Here is a 14,500-nt window from a genome sequence, read left to right as displayed (position 1 = left end):
TCACAACGCCTCCCGATCGTTCCACCACTTGTCCACCCAGCGTTGCCGGTCGATCGGCGCGCGACCCCGCGGTCCCCGGCGGATCGGCGTGGTGTCGGTGGGGAACGCCAGCTGGGCGTTGTAGTCGCGCTCCAACCGTCTCGTCTCCCGGATCAGAGCCCGTTCGGTGAGCTCGCTGAGGCCTCGCACGTCCTCCTGTTGGCCTGTCGCGTCGTCGAGGAGGAACCGCAGTGCTGCTCGTACGCGCTCGTAGGTCACGCTCGACACCTCGATCGTGATCTTCACGGGCTTCGGCGAGGTCATGACCGCACATCATGTCCCACTGGCCGTCACGACCAGAGCACCGGCGGGGGCGACGGACTCACTGGACACCGAGATCAACCAACATCGCTCGCTGGCGGCGGCCGTTGAGGTGATGGTGGATCCGGCGTTCCGCAGCACTCCTCGGGATCCTGCCCCGCGGCGCCGCCGCCTGCCCCCACGGCATGAGTAGCGCCATGCCCGCACTCCGATCAGACCGACGCGGCAGCCGCGCCGTGCCTTCGGTGATGATGTCGACGTACCGCGGTGGTGCTACCGGCGTCGGGGCGTCGGTCGTCGTCCTCCCGCGATCCAGGGAACGAGACGAGCACGTCCGTTACTCCTTGATCGCCAACTGCAGCTGTTCGCCGACCTCCCCAGCCGCCTGCGCGCTGGCCCGCAGTTGCTCTGCCTGGTCGGCCAGGTACGACTGCCACCGGGTCAGGTTCTCGTGCGTAGCCTGACTGGCGGTCACCAGTGCGTCGTGCCTCGCCTGCAGATTCTGTAGTTGGCGCTGGAGTTCACTGACCTCGGTGATCTGGGTGGCCTGTTGGTGGGCGTGGGCGATGATGTCCTCGGCCTGCCGCCGAGCTTCGGCGAGGATCTCCGCGCCTTCCGCGCTGGCGTCGCCGATGGTGCGGTTGGCTTCCTCCTGAGCGCGCATGGTCAGCTCGACGGCGATTGGGTCGGCCGCCTGCGGAGCGATGCTCGGCAGGGTTCCGTGGCGGAGCATCTCGATCTGGTTGAGCAGGCCGCGCACTTCGCGCCCCTTGCGGTCGATCTCGCCGTTGAGCAGCGCGATCCGGTCGTCTGCGAAGCGAGCCACCGCGGCCACCTGAGCGGCCGAATACCACTGCTGGCCGCGGGAGCGACGGGTCTCTACCAGGTTGACCCGCTGGGTGACCTCGCCGGGCTGCGGTTGCTTCGCGTCCGGTGCGTTGTGTCGGGCACCGTCGTCAGTCATCGGACTCCTGTCTGGGTGAGGTCACGCGGCGCCGGCCCGCCGCCGCCGACAGAGGTGGGTAGAGCGAGTGGTCGTACCTTTCCGTCAAGATGCGGTCGGGGCCAACACCGGAGGCGGTGAGGGCAGTGACCGTGGCACGGGTCATCGCGGGAGACCCGCAGACGAGGATGTCCGCGTCCGTCCACGAGCCGAGCCGGAGGGCGGTGTCGACGGCTCGACCCACGTGACCGTCCCAGCCCCAACCAAGTTCCACGGTGGGGACGTAGCGGAGCCACTGCTCGCCGCGGCTGGCCGACCATACCGCCGCCGGCGACGTCGCGGCCAGCTTCAGGAGTGCTTGGTGATCGTACAGATCGTCGGGGGTTCTTCCCCCCACCACCAGAGTGGTGGGACGCCCAGAGCCTTGCTGAAGCTCTTCGGCGACGGCCCGCAGGGGCGCCACGCCGGTGCCGCCGGCGATCAGCAGGAGCCGCCGGTGGGGTGCGCGGTGGTATGACGACAGGGCGGTGCCAACCGGGTGTCCCAGCAGGAGCGTGTCGCCGACCGCCAACCGCCTGACCAAATGGGTCGAAAACCGGCCCGCCGCCCGGACGTGGAACTCGAGTGTTCCGTCTGGGCGGGGCGCGTTGGCGGGTGACAGGTACCGCCAGGTACGCATGGTCGATACCTGCGTCGGCAGGGACTGTCCGGGCAGGTAGTCGCACAGGTAGTTCGGTCGGACGGTGAACACGCAGATGTCGGCGCGGCGGCGCTCGGTGTTGATCACCTCGGCCTGCCAGAACGGGGGCGCGACCTGTTCGGATTCGGCGGCGCCGGCGAGCATCAGCTTCGCGACCGCCTCGTACGCCCCGGCCCACTCGGCTCTCAGGCTTGGCGTCCACCGGGGCCCGATGAAGTGCTCCAGTGTCGCCAGGAGAGCCTGGCCGACCCAGATGTAGTGCCGCTCCGCCAGTTGCACCGGCCGGCCCTCGGAGTCGGCTCCGTGGAACCGTCTGTGGTCGGCGCCGAGACGATGCGCGAACGTGGTGAGCGCGTCCGGGTCGTCGACGCTCGTGATGATGTGCCCGAGCGCGGCGAGCAGCTTGTCCTCCTGGTACTGCATGTCTGCCGAGAACATGGCCCGGGTCTCCGGGGCGATCACGAACAGAGTCGCGTAGAAGTACTTCGCTGCTTCGGGACCGGCCACGGCGAGTTGGTTCCAGCTCTGGCGCAGCGCCTCGATGTCCATGTGTCAGCCCTCCTGCCGGTTGGCAAGGTAGTGGCGCTCACGCAGAGACGGCTCCGGAGAGTACGGCGTGCGGGCACCTGGCCAGAAGTTCGGGTTAGGCACCCGGGTGTCGTAGTAGCGGTGGTGCACGGCGTGCAGGGCGGCCCACCCGACCGACCCGTTGATCCAGGACCAGTCGCCGTAGACGGGCCGGCCGGCTCGCTCTTCGGCGGCGCAGAAACGCATGAACAGGTCCGACTCGGCGTGCGGGTCGGAGATCCGCACGCCGGCGGCCTGGAAGGAGTGCAGGACCGCCTGGTTGATGACCAGGGCGGCGTGCTCCCGCCACAAGGTGGACTCGTCCCTGGTGTCGAGCCCCAACCCCGCGGCCACCGCCCTCAGCTGGTTGTACCGGTCGACGTCACCCATGTTGCGGGTGCCGATCTCATCGGCGAGGTAGTGCCCGTTGAACGGGGCGCAGCTGTAGTCGACGCCACCGATACGCAAGCGCATGTTGGCAATCACGGGGAGGGCGTGCCACCGGAGCCTGAGGTCCGCGAACCAGGCGTGTCGAGGGTGCGTCAACGCGACTTCTCGCACGAGCTCCCGGGGGACGTCGACGAGCGTCGGGTCCTCGGTGACGGTCTCGATCACCCAGGGCAGCAGGTCGAATCTGCCGGGGACGGCGGGTGGCCGCCAGCCAAGCCGCAGCGCGGCGTCGGTCATGTCGACCTGTGCGGGGTCGCCGAGCACCCGGCCGTCCAGTTGCCACCCGCAGTACCGGATCAGCTGGTCGTTCCAGACGCGGGCTCGTGGTCCTGCCAGCGGATGATCCGGAGCGAACACCGTGATGACGGACTGGATCCGCCCCCCGTTGTCCGCTATTCGGAGGTGTTCGGTCAGTTCGCTGGCGATGCCGTCAATGGTGGTGACGGTGCGACGGTCGCGGACCTTCAGGCCCGCCCAGCGGACCCGGCCGATGCACCGTACGGACTGCCGCCACGCCACCTTGGCGCCATATGTCAGCTCGTTCCTTGTCTGCCAGTAGGTACCGGTCGTGGCGATCTCGTTGAGCACACCGGAGATTCGGTCGGCGACGTTGGGGATCTGCCGCTCTCTGTAGTAGGCGGTGATAAACTTCACTGCCTCGGTGGAGAGGTCCTCGACTGGGTCGACTGAAGGTGGGGTGGTGTGGCGCGCGGGGCACCCCACTCGGCTGTCGCCAGCGGCAACGCTGCCGGTCGTCAATTTTGGCTCATTCCCGATCATTGGGCAGGTTCCGCTGCGTCCCCGCATGGTCGTACGTCACTTCTCCCGCTGGCCTGCTACGCTGCGTGATGACACGGATTCGGCCGGCGAACGGGACTAGAGTTCCTGGGAACTTCTCGGCTGTCAATAGGTGAGTCCAGCTTGGAAACATCACAGTTGACACAGGTCAGACCATTGCCGGCAACAAGCACGATCTCCTGTTCAGGCGGGCGGGCCGGCGTCCTCACCAGGCCCGCGCCGCTGGCCAGCTGGACACAGGCTTTGCCGCAGCCCGTGCGACCGCCCCTGGCCGTCACCGCTCGGGGACCACCCCGCGTTCTTCCAGGCGATGCGGGAGGACTGCGGATCGACACGACACAGAGGATCGCGCACTCCAGCGGCGAAGCTGTGAACAGCTTCACGGCCCGCCTTCACCGAGTTGGCACCACCGACGCGGTCGTGGTGGGACCGGGGGCGGGCTCTTCGGTAACCGTCACGGTCGGTTCCTTCCAGAGGTGTCGGGCTCGCGCTGGGTCAACGCGTGAGGGTCTCGCCCGTCCGAACCAAGGCTTCAAGGTCCGCGATGGACGCCGACGCCGGGAGGACGCGTCAGGGACGATAGCGGGTCACGCGTGTCCGGTCACGGCCGCCCTATCAAAATGCCGACAACAACTTGGCGTGGAGAGTGATAAAATGCCACCCGTTTGATCAATGGTGAGTAGCGCGTGCAGCGCACATGGTCACGGCCCCCCGCGCTACGCTCCACCGTGGACAAGACAGTCCCGTTGGCCGCACGCAAGCGGCGGCACGGTGACACTTTCCGCCGTCGAGTACCCGCGCCCGGCGGTCCACCCGACAGGACCCGTGCCCAAGCCCCACACCACCGGCGACAACCCGCAGCAGTCGCCAAACACCAAAATGCCCGGGCGCGTCGTACCCGCCCGGGCATTCACCCGCCAACTCACGAAACCATCAACCCGCCCGTCGACGCGCCCGACGCGCCGCCAACTCGTCACCCACCACATCCGCAGCCGGCTCGGCAGCCGCCGGTGCGACACCCGCCGGCTCCGCCGGCAGATGCGACAGCGAACCCTGAATCTCCTTGAACGCCCCGCCGATCGCGATGCCGAACACCCCTTGGCCACCCTGCAACAGGTCGACCACCTCCTCCGGAGACCGGCACTCGTACACCGTCGTCCCGTCGGAGATCAACGTGATGCCCGCCAGGTCCGCCACCCCCCGCGACCGCAGCGCCTCGATCGCCTTCCGGATGTTCTGCAACGACACCCCGGCGTCCAACAGCCGCTTCACCACCTTGAGCACCACCAAGTCCCGGAACGAGTACAACCGTTGCGTCCCCGAACCCGACGCGTCCCGCACACTCGGCACCACCAGACCCGTCCGCGCCCAGTAGTCCAACTGCCGGTAACTGATGCCCACCGCGTGGCACGCCGTCACACCGCGGTAGCCCACCGCGCCGTCACCGTCCGTCGCCGACAGCGACGTGCCCTGCTCCGTACCCGAATCGGGATCCCGCGGCTCCTGCATCCGGACAACCTCCCCGCCCGTGCGGTGACACGTCGATTCCGGGACGCGCACCCCTCGATACGCAAACCCTAACGCCGCATCGGACGGCTACCACGGAACAACAGCCCGACACGCCGGGCGCACCACACACCGAACCCATCATCACTCACCGTGACGGAACCGGCCCGGCGGTCAGCCGGCGAAATCCTCCGGGCGCACCTGATCCAAGAACTCGCGGAACTTCTCCACCTCGTCCTCCTGCTCGTCCGGAATCACAATCCCGGCCTCACTGAGGACCTCCTCGGCACAACGAATGGGCGCCCCCACCCGCAACGCCAACGCAATGGAATCACTCGGCCGCGCCGACACCCGCACACCGTCCCCGATCAACAGGTCGGCGTAGAACACGTTCTCCTTCAGTTCGGTGATCTCCACCGCCTGCAACGGCGCCTGCAACGCCGCCAACACATCCCGCAGAAGATCGTGCGTCAACGGACGCGCCGGCTTGACCCCCTGCTGCTCGTAGGCGATCGCCGTCGCCTCGACCGCGCCGATCCAGATCGGCAGATAGCGGTCCCCCTCGACCTCCCTGAGCAGGACGATCGGCTGGTTGCTCGGCAGCTCCACCCGAACCCCGACCACGCTCAGCTCGCGCACCGCCGCCTCCGTGTCGTTGTCACCTACGCCGCACCGCAACCCTCCCTGCACGGTACACGGACCGCGACACGGCCGTCCCACACGCTCGCGAGCGCCGCGCCCCGCGCCAGAGAGGGCTTACCCCGGCAAGCCTACGGCACGCTTCCCCGACCAGATCTTTCGCACAGACCCGATCAGCGGCCCAACGTCGACCGCAACCCCACCCGCACCAACGCCGCGTGCAACTGCTGCGACAACGCCACCAACTCCCGCGCCATCTCCGCCGCCCGCGCCCGCGCGGCCGGATCATTCTGCCGCGCCAACGGCGCCACCAACTGCGCGAACAAACCCACCTCACGATCCGCCGCCGACCGGTACCCCCGCAGATGCCGCGGCTGGAACCCGTACGCCGCCAGACCCGCCACCGCCCGCGCGATGGTCAGCGCATCGCTGTCGTACCAGCCCGGCGGATCCGACACCACCACACCGAGCCGCTCCAACTCCGCCAACGTCGACTCGTCCACCCCGCTACGCGCCACAAGATCGGCCCGGCCCAGCCGCAACTCCGACGACTCGGCCTCCGCCTCCCGCCCCGGCACCTCACCACCGGGACCCACCGCCACCAACGTCGGCCGCGACCGCCCCGGCGCCTCACCCAGCACGTCCCCATCCGCCAACTGCTCACGGATGACCCGCAACGGCAGATACTGGTCCCGCTGCGCGGTCAACACAAACCGCAACCGCGCCATATCGTCCCAGCTGTACTTCCGATACCCCGCAGCCGTCCGCTGCGGCTCCACCAGACCCTCAGCCTCGAGGAACCGCAGCTTCGACAACGTCGTGTCCGGGAAGTCCACCCGCAACTGGGCCAACACCTCGCCGATGCTCATCAACGGCTGGGCACGGGCCGACCCCGGCGCGGCGGAGGCCGCAGGCTCGTTCACCCCCGGCCGGCCTCCACCGGACGCGGGCCGGCAATGAACACCACCCGGAACTTGCCGATCTGCACCTCATCGCCGTTACTCAACGTGGCCGCCTCGACCCGCTCCCGGTTCACGTAGGTGCCGTTCAGGCTCCCCACGTCTCGCACCGTGAACGTTCCACCATCCCGATGGAACTCGGCGTGCCGCCGCGACACCGTCACATCGTCAAGGAAGATGTCGCTGTCCGGATGCCGGCCGCTCGTCGTCACATCGTGGTCCAACAGGAACCGGGCACCCGCGTTCGGACCCCGCCGGACCACCAGCAGCGCCATCCCCGGCGGCAACGAACCGGACATCCTGCTCGGCACCACATCGGTGTCCGGACCCTCCAGAACCTCGTCGAGCGAACCGAGATTGAGCGTCGAAGTGACGTCGAGTGGGGGAAACTCGTCGTCTGGGCGAGTCATGGGACCACCTCACGGATCTGTTCGGTCGGCGCACGGTAGTGGCGGGTCTGGCCGCCGGGCCATTTCTCACCCGGCGGCTGGCTCCCCGTGCCAGGGAAGGCAATTCCGCAACGCTCAACTATCGGATTCTCGGTCGACTGGGCGAGCCTAGCCAGCGCCGAAAAGCAGGGCAACCGGACGCGCGGATCCAACCGCCGACCGGCAATGGGCACGCTCAGCTCTCCGTGAGCTCGCGGTACGCACCCGCCGACAGCAGCGCGTCCACCGCAGCCGGATCGTCCGGGGCGATCTCCAGCAACCAACCCGCACCATACGGGTCAGTATTGATCACCTCAGGAGTGTCGCCGAGCGCCTCGTTGCGCGCCGACACCGTCCCACCGACCGGGGCGTAGATCTCCGACACACTCTTCGTCGACTCGATCTCACCGAACGACTCACCAGCCGCCACCACCGCGCCCGCCTCGGGCAACTGGACGTACACGATGTCACCCAGCGCGTCCTGCGCGAAGTGCGTGATGCCGACCCGGACAGCGCCGTCGCCACCACCCGCCACCCACTCGTGCTCGGCGGTATACCGCAGATCCTCAGGAATCACCAGACGCGTCCTTCATCCCATCGACGCACCGGCCCCGAAGGACACCGGCGCGGCCGCGCCGGTCACGAGACCGGACGGGCGTGTTCCAGCTTGATCGGCGCGTGCAGCGCCGACACCTCGGCGACCCCACGATCCTTGACGATCACCGTACCGTCGTCACCCACGACCGTCGCCACCACCCCGCCCGGAATGTTCAACGCCGTACGCATGGTCGCCGGATCCCCGATCACCGTGATGGTGTACGGACCCGTCAACCGACGTCCGTCCACGATCAACGACCCGTTCTCCCCGTCCAGGAAGAACGTCGACGCGATGATTCGCACCGTCGCCCGGTCACCACCGGAGATCTGCATCGCCTCCGCGCCCGCGCCCCGCAACTCCTGCACCGCGTCCAGCACCCGCGTCGCCGAGATCGGCTTGCCACCACCGGCCTCGAACCGCACCGACAGCCCAGGCCCGGTCGCCGGCAGCGTCCCCGCGAGGATCTCCAGCTCGTCCGCCCGCCGGGTCGCCTCCTCCAGGGCCGCCTGCAGACCCATCTGACCGGAGCGCAGCTGGCGCTGGCTGTCCTCCAACGTCGCGATGTCCTGGCGCAGCCGATCCTCCCGCGCGTTCAGGTCGTACAGGATCCGCACCAGGTCCTCCTGGCGCGCCGCCGACGTCGTCGGATCCACCGACGTCGTTCTCAGCTGCTCCACCAGGGTGAACCCCAGCAACCCCAGCAACACCGCGATCATCATCGTGGCCGAACTGACCCGCCACCGCCCGCCCGACACCACCGGAGCCTCAGCCGACCCGGATCCATCCGCCGGCGCCGGAGGCCCCGCCGGCTCCACCGAGTGGGGCGCCGGAGAATCCGTCGCCGGCGGGCTCAACTCGTCCGGATCCGGTGCGTCCGGCCGCGGGTCCGGATCCGCCACGGGACCGGACGGACGACCGGGCTCCACCGGCTGCGGCCAACCGGTGCCGGTCTCGGTGTGCTCGTCACTACTCATCGCCACGAACCTACGCCCGGAACAGGTGCCGACGGATCGCCGCCACGTTCCCGAAGATCCGCACCCCCAGCACGACCACCACACCCGTCGACAACTGGCTCCCCACGCCCAACTGGTCCCCCAGATACACGATCAGGGCGGCCACCAGCACGTTCGAGATGAACGACACCACGAACTGCTTGTCGTCGAAGATCCGGTCCAGCTTCGCCCGCACCCCGCCGAACACCGCGTCCAACGCCGCCACCACCGCGATCGGCAGGTACGGCTGCAACGCCGCCGGCACCGTCGGGTCGAGCCACAACCCGAGCCCCACGCCTGCGAGCAACGCCAACACCGCGATCATCGATTACCTCCGGAGGCAGTGGTAGGCGCCGAAGAACCGGACGCCCCGGGACTGGCCGACCGACCCGACGGCGTCGGCGTCGGGCTGGCCGGCGGCTGGGCGTAGCGTAGTCGCGGCTCCGGAGCTGCCGGCAGGGTGAGGTCCTCGGCCTCCCGCACCCCGAACGAGGTCCCTTCGTCCGCGGCCACCGCCCGCATCGCCGACGCGCTGCGGCTGCGCTCGTACCGCTCCCGCATCTCGTCCGGGCCGATCGCCGAGACCTCATACGGCGCTGTCACCGGTCGGAAGTCCACCAAGATTGCCTGTCCCGCCGACCGGATCGTCGATGTCGCCGTCAACCGCTGCCCGTTGATCGCGATAGCCTCGGCGCCTGCCGCCCACAGGTCGTTTGTAACCCACTGCAGATCGACATAGAGAATCTGCCCCGACGTCACGTTCGCACCGGTAACCGGGTCCTCGTCCGGCGGCGCGTCAGCCAGCCGCACCACCACGCCGTCACCGCTCACCCGGCCCAGTCCGGTCCCCGCCTCCAACGTCCGCAGCCGGGCGGCCGCCGAGTCGCCCAGCGCGGCGGCCCGCTGCCGGGCCACCTCCGCCCGCAGGTCTTCGGCCCGCTCCGACAGCCGGTCCGTCTCGCTCTCACGCTGCTTGATCTGCTCGACCAGGCCCTGCCGCGCCTGGCTGCGTCCCGGCGCCTCGGCCACCGTCTGCCGGTACGCGACCGCGAACAGGAAACCCAGCAGCACCAGGACGACGAAACTCACCGACCGGGTCGACCACTGCCACCACCTCGCCGGCGGTGTCACCCGCCGGCGAGCCGCCGCGTCCGCGTATCCCGGATCGAGCGGGTTACGGAACAGCTCCGTCAGGAAATCCGGGGCGTAAACCCGTGCCTTGCGCTCCGCGTCCTCCGTCGGCGTGCTGGTCATCGCCCCACCTCACGGACCAGGCGGCCAGCCTGCACCACGTACATGCCGCCGGCCACCCAATACAGTGCCAGGCCCCACCACGCGAGGCCCCACCCGATCGCGCCGGCGACCGTTGCCGTGACGGGCACCGCCGTCGAGAGCAGCAGGATCGGGAACGCGGCCAACAGCAGGAAGGTGGCGGTCTTGCCGACGTAGTGCACCGGTGGCGGCCCGTACCCGTGGCGCCGTAGCACGGCGAGGGACCCCACCAGAAGCAGCTCCCGTGCCACCAGCGCCACCGTGAACTGCCACATGACCACCTCGCGGGCGGTGAACGCCACCAGGGTGGCCAGGATGTAGAGCCGGTCCACGAGAGGGTCCAGCAGCTCGCCCACGCGGCTCACCTGGCCCAGCCGCCGGGCGACCCAACCGTCCACCCAGTCAGTGGTGCCGCCGATCGCCAGCACCACGATCGCGGCCACGTCGGCGCGTGCCACCAGCAGCAGGTACAGGAACAGCGGAACACCGAGCAACCGGACGAAGCTGATCAGGTTCGGCAGGGTGAGGACCTGGTCGCCCAGGTAGCCGGGGATTCGCGGGTGCCCTGCCCGAGCCGGCCGACGCGACACCGAACCTCCTCCGCGACGCGCTCCGGCGACCCGACCGAGACCGGACGGTACCGAGGGTCGTACGCACTGTCGGGCCGGCTGACCCCGGCTCCCCTGCGGCCCCGGTTCCGGGGCTGACTTTCGGCGCGGCCCGTGATCGTAGGTGATCACAGGCCGGTCGAGTTGCGCTGCCACTATATCCGTCCGTTCGACACCGTCTCGGATGCGTGTGTCGGCCGTGGGGTGCGTTGTCGGTTGTCTGTGGGCGGCGTCACGTCGCGTACGGCGTCCTAGGACGCTAGCCGGACCGGCGAGCGCCCCACCCACGCCGGGGCGCCACCGTCCACGACGCCGGTCCGGTCGCTCCACCGACGCGTCGGGCGGCTCGCGCACAGTGCCAGGTCGTGGGCACGTCGACCCGCGACGGTGCCCCTCCCCCCGTGGTCGACGTGCCCACGACCTGGTTCGGGCGGTACCGCCCCGCGACCGTACGGTGACCGGGATACTGGCCGCGGGGGTGAACGGTGAACTCGGCCAACGGTGCGGCGGTGGTGGTCGGCGTGGACGGGTCCGAGCCGGCGCTGCGGGCGGTACGCCTCGCGGCCGTCGAGGCGTACCGCCGGAACCGACCGTTGCGCGTCGTCCACGGGTTCATCTGGCCGTTGCTGCGCGTACCGCTGGAGACGCCCGCCGGCGGCCCACCCGGCGCGGGCCTGCGTCAGCAGGCCGAGCAGCTGGTCGCCGCCGCGGTCACCGAGGCCGAGGCGACCGCGCCGGGGCTGCGCGTCACCGGCGGGATCATCGACGGGGAGGCCGCCGCGGTCCTGCTCGGCGAGTCGCCGACCGCCGTGATGATCGTTCTGGGTGACCGGGGGCTCGGCGGGTTCACCAGCCTGGTGGTCGGCTCCGTCGCGGTCCAGGTCGCCACCTACGCCGACTGCCCGGTGTTGGTCGCCCGGGGTGCCGACCGTACCGACGGGCCGGTGGTGGTGGGCGTCGACGGGTCCGAGGTGTCCCGGCTGGCGGTGGAGTTCGCGGTGGCGGAGGCGTCGCTGCGCGACGCCGAGCTGATGGCACTGCACACCTACCGGTACCCGGTCTCCGGCGGTCCCGGCGACATGTTGCCCCTCGTCTACGACGAGGAGCAACTGCGCCACGAGGAGCGGCGGGTGCTCGCCGAGTCACTCGCCGGAATCGCCGAGCGGTGGCCGGACGTACCGCTCCGCCGAGAGACCATCCGGGGCCGGCCCGCCCGGCTGCTCACCGAGGCGTCCCGGCGGGCCCAGTTGATGGTGGTCGGCGGGCAGGGGCGGGGCGAGTTCACCGGGCTGCTGCTCGGCTCGGTCAGCCAGTCCGTGCTGCATCACGCCGACTGTCCGGTGGCGGTGGTCCGCGCGCCACGCTGACCACCTCGGCAGGGTTGGCCGCCGCGTCGACGGGTAGACCGAGCCCGGCACGCAACGGCGAGGACGACCGGAGGAGGCAGCGATGGCAGGACCACGGCCGGGCAGCAACGCCTACGACAAGCAGCGCGCCCGCATCCGGAACGCGATCGACGATTCCGGACGACACGTGCCGGACCGCAAGGCGAACGACGTCGCCAACCGGATCCTGCAGCAGGACCGGGGTCAGCGCGGCGTGGTCCGCGGCGAGCGGATCTACGGTCCCAAGGGCGAACGGGAAGCCGGTGACCCGAGGTGAGGATGGCGGACCTGGCCGACGGGGCGATCGCCGGCGCGGTCGGCAGCACCGCCCTGAACGCGGTCACCTACCTGGACATGACGCTGCGGGCCCGACCGGCCAGCAGCACCCCGGAGGAAAGCGCCCGCCGAATGGCCGACCTCGCGCACGTCGACCTGGGGCCCGAGGATCAGGCGACGAACCGCCGGTCGGGTCTCGGGCCCCTGTTCGGCTACGGGCTCGGTGTCACCGCCGGGGTCGCGTTCGCGCTGCTGACCCACGGCCGGCGGTTGCCGCTGGCGACGGCCAGCGGGTTGCTCGGTGGTGGGGTGATGACCATGTCGGACGGAACGTTGACCGCGCTCGGCGTCGCCGACCCGCGCAGCTGGCGACGCTCCGACTGGCTCGCCGACCTCATCCCGCACCTGGCCTTCGGTTTGGCGGCGGCCGTCACCCTGAGCCGGCTGCGGTCGCCGCGCGCCTGACCGCCGACGCCGTCGCGCTGCCCGTCCCGGCCGGGACGGGCAGCGCGACGGCGTCGGCGGTCAACTCTCATCCTCGGCGACCGGTTCCGGCGCGGGGCCATACGGGGACACCTGCCCCTTGGGTACCGGACGGCCCTCGTCACCGTGCGACGAGCCACGGTTGAGCGGATGACCCGTCGGCCGGGGCCCCTTGCTGTCCTGGCTGGTCGAGCCCCGAGCGTTGCGCCGGAACTCCTGCTGCTGCGGGTTCGTCACGGGTGTCTCCTTCCCGGTGGCCGACGGCGCACGGCGTACGCCGCCTCCCCTGCCGCGTACCCACCGCCCCCGGTGCCATGCCGGACCGACGTCGGTGGCGACCGGTGCGGCTAACCCGGCGCGTCGCGGGTACGCCCCCACAGTGGGCGACAACCGGAGGACCGCACGGGCGCTGCTGGAGCGGCGGGGACGCACGTACGCCGAGGAGGCCGGTGTTCACCTGGCCGACCGGCCCGGCCCGCTCTACCAGCTGCTGGTGCTCACCACCCTGCTGAGCACCCGGATCCGCGCGCAGGTGGCGGTTGCCGCTGCCCGGGAACTGTTCACCGCCGGCTACCGCACACCGCAGGCGATGGAGGCGGCCGGCTGGCAGGACCGGGTGGACGCCCTGGGCCGGGGCCACTATCGCCGCTACGACGAGCGGACCGCGACGATGCTGGGCACGGGCGCGCGGCTTTGCCTGGACCGGTGGCACGGCGACCTGCGCCGGCTGCACCGCGCGGCCGAGGGGCAGCCCGCCCGGCTGCGCCGGCTGCTGACCGAGTTCCCCGGCATCGGGCCCACCGGCGCGGACATCTTCCTGCGCGAGGCTCAGGCGGTGTGGCCGGATCTGCGCCCGTACGCCGACCGGCGCGCACTGAGTGGGGCCGAGCGGCTGGGCCTGCCCGGCAGCCCGGAGCGGCTTGCCGGGTTGGTCGACGACGGGGACTTCGGCCGTCTGGCGTCGGCCCTGGTTCGGGTGGCGCTCGGCGAGGAGTCCGCCGGCGAGGTCGCGCGGGCGGCGGCCCGCTGAGCCTTCACTTCGCCGCGTTGCCGCCCGGCTTCGTCAGGTGCCACACCAGCAGGGCCGCGAGCAGGGCGAGCACCACCAGGCCGCCGGAGATCCCCTCGCCGTCCTCGGGGTCGCGGCCGGACGTGCCGAAGTAGATCACGGCGAGCCCGGCCAGCACCGCGACGGCGCTGCGCAGTCCTCGGTCCTTCACGCCCAGCGACATTAGCTGCGCGCCATCCCGGGCGGGCACAAATCATGCATTCTCCCCCTTAATAGGCATTCAGTCGACCTTCAGGTCTCAGTCGACCTCCAGGTCATCGAGGGAAATCTTGTGGCTCATCAGCCAGCGGGCCAGCGCCGACATCCCGAACAACCACAGCGGCGCGGACTCGGTGGTGCCGTTGGTGGCGAAGATCGCGAAGCGCAGGTCCGGTGCCCGGTACGCCTCGATCCGCCACCGGTGCTGCCGGTCCCGCCAGATCGCGGAAGGGTCCATGGCTCGACGCTAGGGGACCGCCATCCGCCCCGGGGCCGGTTGGGACCCACCCGAGCACGCGCCCGCGGCACGAGACCAGCGGGAAAAACAG

General features: G+C 70.3%; 20 protein-coding genes. 4 read left to right on the top strand and 16 right to left on the bottom strand.

Annotated features, from left to right (window positions below):
* The 13 genes from QTQ03_RS05760 to clsA form a co-directional block, all read right to left on the bottom strand.
* Positions 1–303, bottom strand: coding sequence for a ParB family protein (locus QTQ03_RS05760; RefSeq protein ID WP_289277064.1), 303 nt, complete (start codon positions 301–303; stop codon positions 1–3).
* A 334-nt stretch (positions 304–637) separates the two neighbouring features.
* Entirely contained in the window at positions 638–1,264 is a 627-nt protein-coding gene (locus QTQ03_RS05755) for a hypothetical protein (protein ID WP_289277063.1), read from the bottom strand.
* On the bottom strand, positions 1,257–2,492 hold the full coding sequence (locus QTQ03_RS05750) for a globin domain-containing protein (protein ID WP_289277062.1): 1,236 nt from the start codon (positions 2,490–2,492) through the stop codon (positions 1,257–1,259). The genes QTQ03_RS05755 and QTQ03_RS05750 overlap by 8 nt, the downstream gene beginning before the upstream one ends.
* Before the next feature lie 3 nt (positions 2,493–2,495).
* Entirely contained in the window at positions 2,496–3,740 is a 1,245-nt protein-coding gene (locus tag QTQ03_RS05745; protein WP_502889700.1) for a nitric oxide synthase oxygenase, read from the bottom strand.
* A 951-nt stretch (positions 3,741–4,691) separates the two neighbouring features.
* Positions 4,692–5,267 (bottom strand): MerR family transcriptional regulator, encoded by a 576-nt coding sequence (locus tag QTQ03_RS05740; protein WP_289277060.1) that lies wholly within the window; start codon positions 5,265–5,267, stop codon positions 4,692–4,694.
* A gap of 171 nt (positions 5,268–5,438) precedes the next feature.
* Positions 5,439–5,903: a bifunctional nuclease family protein gene (locus tag QTQ03_RS05735; protein WP_289277059.1), complete on the bottom strand. Its 465-nt coding sequence runs from the start codon at positions 5,901–5,903 to the stop codon at positions 5,439–5,441.
* A gap of 173 nt (positions 5,904–6,076) precedes the next feature.
* Positions 6,077–6,772 (bottom strand): transcriptional regulator FtsR, encoded by a 696-nt coding sequence (gene ftsR / locus QTQ03_RS05730; protein ID WP_289280696.1) that lies wholly within the window; start codon positions 6,770–6,772, stop codon positions 6,077–6,079.
* Between the two features lie 50 nt (positions 6,773–6,822).
* On the bottom strand, positions 6,823–7,272 hold the full coding sequence (odhI, locus tag QTQ03_RS05725; RefSeq protein ID WP_289277058.1) for an oxoglutarate dehydrogenase inhibitor Odhl: 450 nt from the start codon (positions 7,270–7,272) through the stop codon (positions 6,823–6,825).
* A 214-nt stretch (positions 7,273–7,486) separates the two neighbouring features.
* Positions 7,487–7,867 carry a glycine cleavage system protein GcvH gene (gcvH, locus tag QTQ03_RS05720; RefSeq protein ID WP_289277057.1) on the bottom strand — a complete coding sequence of 127 codons (381 nt, stop codon included), beginning with the start codon at positions 7,865–7,867 and terminating at the stop codon, positions 7,487–7,489.
* 62 nt (positions 7,868–7,929) lie between these two features.
* Positions 7,930–8,862: a DUF881 domain-containing protein gene (locus QTQ03_RS05715; RefSeq protein ID WP_289277056.1), complete on the bottom strand. Its 933-nt coding sequence runs from the start codon at positions 8,860–8,862 to the stop codon at positions 7,930–7,932.
* A gap of 10 nt (positions 8,863–8,872) precedes the next feature.
* Positions 8,873–9,205, bottom strand: coding sequence for a small basic family protein (locus QTQ03_RS05710; protein WP_130325434.1), 333 nt, complete (start codon positions 9,203–9,205; stop codon positions 8,873–8,875).
* Positions 9,202–10,134 (bottom strand): DUF881 domain-containing protein, encoded by a 933-nt coding sequence (locus QTQ03_RS05705; protein ID WP_289277055.1) that lies wholly within the window; start codon positions 10,132–10,134, stop codon positions 9,202–9,204. Before QTQ03_RS05705 ends, QTQ03_RS05710 begins: the two co-directional genes overlap by 4 nt.
* Positions 10,131–10,742, bottom strand: a complete 612-nt coding sequence (gene clsA / locus QTQ03_RS05700; protein WP_289277054.1) for a cardiolipin synthase ClsA — start codon at positions 10,740–10,742, stop codon at positions 10,131–10,133. Before clsA ends, QTQ03_RS05705 begins: the two co-directional genes overlap by 4 nt.
* Before the next feature lie 503 nt (positions 10,743–11,245).
* Here clsA and QTQ03_RS05695 point away from each other — a divergent pair.
* The 3 genes from QTQ03_RS05695 (at position 11,246) to QTQ03_RS05685 (ending at position 12,886) form a co-directional block, all read left to right on the top strand.
* Positions 11,246–12,127, top strand: coding sequence for a universal stress protein (locus tag QTQ03_RS05695; RefSeq protein ID WP_289277053.1), 882 nt, complete (start codon positions 11,246–11,248; stop codon positions 12,125–12,127).
* An 82-nt stretch (positions 12,128–12,209) separates the two neighbouring features.
* A complete protein-coding gene (locus QTQ03_RS05690; RefSeq protein WP_289277052.1) occupies positions 12,210–12,422 on the top strand; it encodes a phosphatidylethanolamine-binding protein in 213 nt (70 codons plus the stop codon).
* A complete protein-coding gene (locus tag QTQ03_RS05685) occupies positions 12,419–12,886 on the top strand; it encodes a hypothetical protein (RefSeq protein WP_289277051.1) in 468 nt (155 codons plus the stop codon). Before QTQ03_RS05690 ends, QTQ03_RS05685 begins: the two co-directional genes overlap by 4 nt.
* Before the next feature lie 60 nt (positions 12,887–12,946).
* On the opposite strand, the gene QTQ03_RS05680 is transcribed toward QTQ03_RS05685, so the two are convergent.
* Positions 12,947–13,141 (bottom strand): hypothetical protein, encoded by a 195-nt coding sequence (locus QTQ03_RS05680; protein ID WP_289277050.1) that lies wholly within the window; start codon positions 13,139–13,141, stop codon positions 12,947–12,949.
* A gap of 142 nt (positions 13,142–13,283) precedes the next feature.
* On the opposite strand from QTQ03_RS05680, the gene QTQ03_RS05675 reads away from it, so the two are divergent.
* On the top strand, positions 13,284–13,934 hold the full coding sequence (locus QTQ03_RS05675) for a hypothetical protein (protein ID WP_289277049.1): 651 nt from the start codon (positions 13,284–13,286) through the stop codon (positions 13,932–13,934).
* 4 nt (positions 13,935–13,938) lie between these two features.
* Here QTQ03_RS05675 and QTQ03_RS05670 read toward each other — a convergent pair whose 3' ends face one another.
* Positions 13,939–14,109 (bottom strand): amidophosphoribosyltransferase, encoded by a 171-nt coding sequence (locus QTQ03_RS05670; RefSeq protein WP_289280695.1) that lies wholly within the window; start codon positions 14,107–14,109, stop codon positions 13,939–13,941.
* Positions 14,110–14,211: 102 nt separating this feature from the next.
* Positions 14,212–14,409 carry a hypothetical protein gene (locus QTQ03_RS05665; protein ID WP_018255788.1) on the bottom strand — a complete coding sequence of 66 codons (198 nt, stop codon included), beginning with the start codon at positions 14,407–14,409 and terminating at the stop codon, positions 14,212–14,214.
* Positions 14,410–14,500 lie beyond the last annotated feature (91 nt).

The sequence above is a fragment of the Micromonospora sp. WMMA1363 genome, assembly GCF_030345795.1.
GTDB lineage: Bacteria > Actinomycetota > Actinomycetes > Mycobacteriales > Micromonosporaceae > Micromonospora.
Note: the sequence above shows the minus strand (reverse complement) of the source record. Positions and strands in the feature narration are given on the sequence as shown.

Excerpts from the sequence above, each read along its gene's own strand:
- QTQ03_RS05760 (WP_289277064.1), bottom strand. The coding sequence starts at position 303 with ATGACCTCGCCGAAGCCCGTGAAGATCACGATCGAGGTGTCGAGCGTG.
- QTQ03_RS05755 (WP_289277063.1), bottom strand. The coding sequence starts at position 1,264 with ATGACTGACGACGGTGCCCGACACAACGCACCGGACGCGAAGCAACCG.
- QTQ03_RS05750 (WP_289277062.1), bottom strand. The coding sequence starts at position 2,492 with ATGGACATCGAGGCGCTGCGCCAGAGCTGGAACCAACTCGCCGTGGCC.
- QTQ03_RS05745 (WP_502889700.1), bottom strand. The coding sequence starts at position 3,740 with ATGATCGGGAATGAGCCAAAATTGACGACCGGCAGCGTTGCCGCTGGC.
- QTQ03_RS05740 (WP_289277060.1), bottom strand. The coding sequence starts at position 5,267 with ATGCAGGAGCCGCGGGATCCCGATTCGGGTACGGAGCAGGGCACGTCG.
- ftsR (WP_289280696.1), bottom strand. The coding sequence starts at position 6,772 with ATGAGCATCGGCGAGGTGTTGGCCCAGTTGCGGGTGGACTTCCCGGAC.
- odhI (WP_289277058.1), bottom strand. The coding sequence starts at position 7,272 with ATGACTCGCCCAGACGACGAGTTTCCCCCACTCGACGTCACTTCGACG.
- QTQ03_RS05715 (WP_289277056.1), bottom strand. The coding sequence starts at position 8,862 with ATGAGTAGTGACGAGCACACCGAGACCGGCACCGGTTGGCCGCAGCCG.
- QTQ03_RS05710 (WP_130325434.1), bottom strand. The coding sequence starts at position 9,205 with ATGATCGCGGTGTTGGCGTTGCTCGCAGGCGTGGGGCTCGGGTTGTGG.
- QTQ03_RS05705 (WP_289277055.1), bottom strand. The coding sequence starts at position 10,134 with ATGACCAGCACGCCGACGGAGGACGCGGAGCGCAAGGCACGGGTTTAC.
- QTQ03_RS05690 (WP_289277052.1), top strand. The coding sequence starts at position 12,210 with ATGGCAGGACCACGGCCGGGCAGCAACGCCTACGACAAGCAGCGCGCC.
- QTQ03_RS05665 (WP_018255788.1), bottom strand. The coding sequence starts at position 14,409 with ATGGACCCTTCCGCGATCTGGCGGGACCGGCAGCACCGGTGGCGGATC.